The organism is Methanospirillum sp., from assembly GCF_028679455.1.
Taxonomy (GTDB): Archaea; Halobacteriota; Methanomicrobia; order Methanomicrobiales; family Methanospirillaceae; genus Methanospirillum.
Genome location: NZ_JAJRBM010000323.1, coordinates 1 through 4,090, shown reverse-complemented (window position 1 = coordinate 4,090; position 4,090 = coordinate 1). Strand labels below are relative to the sequence as shown.

5 protein-coding genes are annotated in these 4,090 nt (G+C 45.1%); 2 read left to right on the top strand and 3 right to left on the bottom strand.

The window, feature by feature from the left end:
- Window positions 1–246: 246 nt before the first annotated feature.
- Both LUQ50_RS11220 and LUQ50_RS11215 read right to left on the bottom strand, forming a co-directional pair.
- Entirely contained in the window at window positions 247–954 is a 708-nt protein-coding gene (locus LUQ50_RS11220) for a class I SAM-dependent methyltransferase (RefSeq protein WP_300039924.1), read from the bottom strand.
- A 348-nt stretch (window positions 955–1,302) separates the two neighbouring features.
- Window positions 1,303–2,073, bottom strand: a complete 771-nt coding sequence (locus tag LUQ50_RS11215) for a class I SAM-dependent methyltransferase (protein WP_300039923.1) — start codon at window positions 2,071–2,073, stop codon at window positions 1,303–1,305.
- Between the two features lie 361 nt (window positions 2,074–2,434).
- Here LUQ50_RS11215 and LUQ50_RS11210 point away from each other — a divergent pair, with 361 nt between their 5' ends.
- The gene (locus LUQ50_RS11210; protein ID WP_300039922.1) at window positions 2,435–2,863 is read left to right on the top strand and encodes a VOC family protein; all 429 of its coding nucleotides are present in this window, start codon (window positions 2,435–2,437) and stop codon (window positions 2,861–2,863) included.
- 117 nt (window positions 2,864–2,980) lie between these two features.
- Here LUQ50_RS11210 and LUQ50_RS11205 read toward each other — a convergent pair whose 3' ends face one another.
- Window positions 2,981–3,388, bottom strand: coding sequence for a hypothetical protein (locus LUQ50_RS11205; protein WP_300039921.1), 408 nt, complete (start codon window positions 3,386–3,388; stop codon window positions 2,981–2,983).
- Between the two features lie 230 nt (window positions 3,389–3,618).
- Here LUQ50_RS11205 and LUQ50_RS11200 point away from each other — a divergent pair, with 230 nt between their 5' ends.
- On the top strand, window positions 3,619–4,086 hold the full coding sequence (locus tag LUQ50_RS11200) for a hypothetical protein (RefSeq protein WP_300039920.1): 468 nt from the start codon (window positions 3,619–3,621) through the stop codon (window positions 4,084–4,086).
- The last annotated feature ends 4 nt before the right edge of the window (window positions 4,087–4,090 follow it).

Here is a 4,090-nt window from a genome sequence, read left to right as displayed (position 1 = left end):
TAAGACATGCATAATATTCGAACTGTACATCCCGGAGTTTTTTATCCAGTTAGACTATCAAGGAGAAAAATTCTGAATCTGAAGGTATGAAATCCGAGCAGCATAGACCAAAAAATGATGATAGATTCTTATCCATCTCTGAACTCCCGGTTTTTTATAAAACATCTTCATTTCATTCGTCGCAGATGATGTTATTCAATAAGGAAGGGATTGTATTTCTTCATTTCAATATAGAACAGATCTCTTTCAACTCTTTTTCCCGGGTTTTATCGCATAAAAGAGACCCTGCATATAGGAATACCAAAGAATTTCCACGGTTTCAAACCCTGCCGACCGGTAGAGATCAAGATGCTCAGTGATGGTTATGGGGTGGTATTCTCTATCAAACCTGGCCAGGTGAGTCTTTACCTCTTCATGGTTCTTCCCTGCCCTCTCCTGGAATCTCCCCCAGTATCGAAGACCGATAGATTCTCCTGCCCTGGAGAGCGGCCTGATGTTCTCCGAGGTGATATAATACCCTCCTGGCTTTAGCAGTGAGAAACACCTCTCTACTGCCTGTTTTCGGGTGGGGATATCGAGGTAATGATGACACTGAATAGCAGTTATGATATCATACCCGGTTCCAGATTCAAGGTTCTCTGTGCTGCATTGGCCAAGGATGCTGACTCGAAGATCTGAAAGTTTCATTTCTGCCTGTTTGAGCATCTCTGCTAAAGGATCGGCAATGGTGAAGACTGTATCCGGAAATCTACTGAGAGCACGGGAAACAAGGGTTCCGGTACCACAACCGGTGTCAAGCCATGATGCAGGTTTCGCTTCGATGCTCTCAACAAATGCTAAGATCTCTTCCAGTATTTCTTGATAATAAGGGATGGTGATCGTGATATTCTGGTCATAGAGGCTGGCCGGATGAGAGGTAGCATTATCAATCCGGATAGACGTTTTGTTGGGCATCTCTTAGTTATTCTTATGATATCAGGAGATGAGATTATAGATTGATATCATTCCATCACCTGGTTTCTCTTTCCGTATCAACTGTTGAGGGTCCGGGTTTTTCTCGGGTTATTTGGGAAATCCCGTATCGTAGGATAACACCAATTCGCAACCCCAAAGCAGGTGGCGTTTCCGGTGAGTGAGTCGAACCTTTCACATAAAATGCATTCATCTGAAGTTCTGGGATGTAAATTTCCGTTTCTTATAAGGCAATAGTATCAATCCCTAAAATGCTCTCTCCTCCTGAAATGTTCGGAATAATACCCTGTTTGGTTTTTTTGACGGAAACTCACATCTGCGATCCGAAATTCACATCCCGTTTTTTACAGATATGATAATATAATAACTCTTTCCCTGTGCAAGTCTCTTGTACCAGGGGAGATCTGTTTTCTGTAGTTCACGGATGTACATCAGGTTCCGTGTATCGAGGTGAACAAACCCGGTATCTTTGAGAAGGTTCAGCGTTATCTCTTCCGGAACTCCTCCCGCATAGGGGAGGGAGGCTCTGATAGTGGGATCATAGGAGCGTTGGTGGGTATTATGAGGTTCGAATATCCTGGCTACTCCTGAACTCATTCGAATTTTCATCCATGAAAGGAGGCTATTATCATCCCACACCCCGTCGATGATGAACACCCTGCCTCCCGGTTTCAAAACACGATGCCAGTCTTTCAATGCGGTTTCCGGATGAGGAAGTGTCCAGAGGAGGTGACGGTTAACAACCACGTCAAACGACCCGTCGGGAAATGGCAGGTACTCGGCATCACCAGTTCCTAATTCGAGGGTAAGACTCTTCTCATCAGCCTTCTTTCCGGCTTTTGTCAGCATCTCCCGGGACAGGTCGATACCGGTTACCTGGTGCCCCATCCCGGCAAATAAAAGGGCCATCGCACCTGTACCACATCCTACATCGAGAATTTTCAGTGGTCCTGGAGGCAGGTTCAGACGTAATTCCCTGGTCCATGCATTTTTTTCTTCTTCTGAAAAAATCCCGTGACCCGCGTTGCTATCGTAAGAAATTGAAGAATAATCCCATATTTTTCTGATCGTGTCCTTGGTTTCAGAATCATTCATCATCATAACCTTATTGCGTATCAGTAATAGTATAATGCAACCGTTCAGGATAATCCGTATCGCTTGCTTACTCCTATAAAGTGCTTACGAGCAGTACTTCCCGAAAAATCTCCGTTTCACGGTGATAATTCACACGCTTATGCTCTGCACCCTGGCAATAGAGTTCATCTTCATTTCATGTACCTGGAGATTGCCGAAGGTATAACCTGATGTTTCTTTGAAACAAATCAGGGAATATTCTCGTTATAACAGGTTTATATGCACCTTGTTGAGACCACCATCCTGCTTATCCGGATAAACCGGATGATCCAGTATTTCAAACCATGCCAAGGATTAACGGCGAAAGGGTTGTAAGTAACCTGTGAGGATGATGGAGCCAAGAATCACCATAATTACCCTGGGTGTATCTGATCTGGAAAGGGCAGTCAAATTTTACCGTGACGGACTAGGCTGGCCTCTTTCTCAGGCAAGTGCCGGAGACATTGCATTTTTCAATCTTGTATCAGGGATAGTCATGGCACTTTATCCAAGGCCTCTGCTTGCCAGGGATGCATGTTTAGAGGATAACGGGGGGTTTGGTGGTATTACACTTGCTCAAAATGTTGAGTCTGAAGAAGAGGTGGAGACTTTTCTGTCTGATGCAGTGAGAGCCGGGGGCCGGATAATAAAACCGCCATCCCGTACTGAATGGGGAGGGTATTCCGGATACTTTGCTGATCCTGATGGTCATCCATGGGAAATTGCATATGCTCCGTTCTTTACCCTTGAGAACGGAGTACTGGTATTACCTGAATAATTCCTGTTGTTCAGGAAGGTATGGGGATTAAAACTCTAACCCATTATTTTCGTGTAGATCCTTGAAGAACCAATTTTGCATCCTGATCAAGGAGGCTGAATACCTGATCCCTGGATGTTATACTTCTGCCCTCAATTGTGGATTGAAATACTCCCGTACCTCGATGATGCAATTGCCTTGAACACGAATGAACTGAACGAACGGTAAAAACCGGGTTTTTTCTCCAATTTCAACTTCAAGAGTGAATACAGCAACATAGAGCCCGGTCTCATCGGTTGCATGGAATTCGTAGCTGCATCCTTTGACTTTTACACCCCGGCGGCGTGCTTCTTCCCACAAAGGAGTCATGACCGTCCGAAAGGTTTCACGTCCTTCAATCAACCGGGGGCGGTCATTTGCAAAAGGAAACTCGTACCGCAGATTCTCATCATAGAGAGCCATCTGGGTCTCCTTGTCATCATGGATCAGGCAATCTATCTGCTTCTCAAACAGTATTCTGCCCTGCTCCTGTTCTTTGTTATTCATGGTGACTCAGATGATGTATCAGATTCCTGATATTGTTTTTTTTTTGAACCAGGATCAGTTATGTCAGACTGGGTTACAGAAGTGTCCGGTTATTCCTGACACAAGGGATATCAAAAGTAGTATGGAGGAAATACCTGCATGGAAGATAGACGTTTCTTTTTTGGTACCGGTACAAGGTAAGGCTTTTCTCAGATGAACTCGATCTCCTCGGAAACCGGTCAGGATCAAAGATGATCGCTGATTTCTGTGCAGATGTACAGGGCATGATAGAAGAGGATGATGAAAGCTGGGAAGAAGACCATGAACTTGAAAACCTTCTTTCCGATAACCGGTATGATGAGGCTTTCGAGCTGGTATCGGGATATGTCCGTAACCATGTAATATTCGAGGATGTCGAGATCATCTTTAACCTGGCCCTGAAATCCGGCCGTTTTGATGATCTCGTTTCCCTGCGTCCTTTCATGGAGGAGGGAGAAAACCATGACGGGGTTTATCTTATCAGGGCGTATGAGCGGCTGATGAATAAGGATGTAAAGGGCTGCCTTGCACTTGTTGACCGGGCGGTGTCTGTCGGTTACCCGGAAGAGAATGCGCTGATTCTCAGTGCAGCATACATGAATAAAGCAGGGTTACCGAAGCGGGCGGTTGGCATCTGTGAGAAACTTCTCAAAAACAGGCATTACCGCCGGATGAGATAATCCC

Coding starts and splice junctions, on each gene's coding strand:
- LUQ50_RS11220 (WP_300039924.1), bottom strand. CDS start 954: ATGCCCAACAAAACGTCTATCCGGATTGATAATGCTACCTCTCATCCG.
- LUQ50_RS11215 (WP_300039923.1), bottom strand. CDS start 2,073: ATGATGATGAATGATTCTGAAACCAAGGACACGATCAGAAAAATATGG.
- LUQ50_RS11210 (WP_300039922.1), top strand. CDS start 2,435: ATGATGGAGCCAAGAATCACCATAATTACCCTGGGTGTATCTGATCTG.
- LUQ50_RS11205 (WP_300039921.1), bottom strand. CDS start 3,388: ATGAATAACAAAGAACAGGAGCAGGGCAGAATACTGTTTGAGAAGCAG.
- LUQ50_RS11200 (WP_300039920.1), top strand. CDS start 3,619: ATGATCGCTGATTTCTGTGCAGATGTACAGGGCATGATAGAAGAGGAT.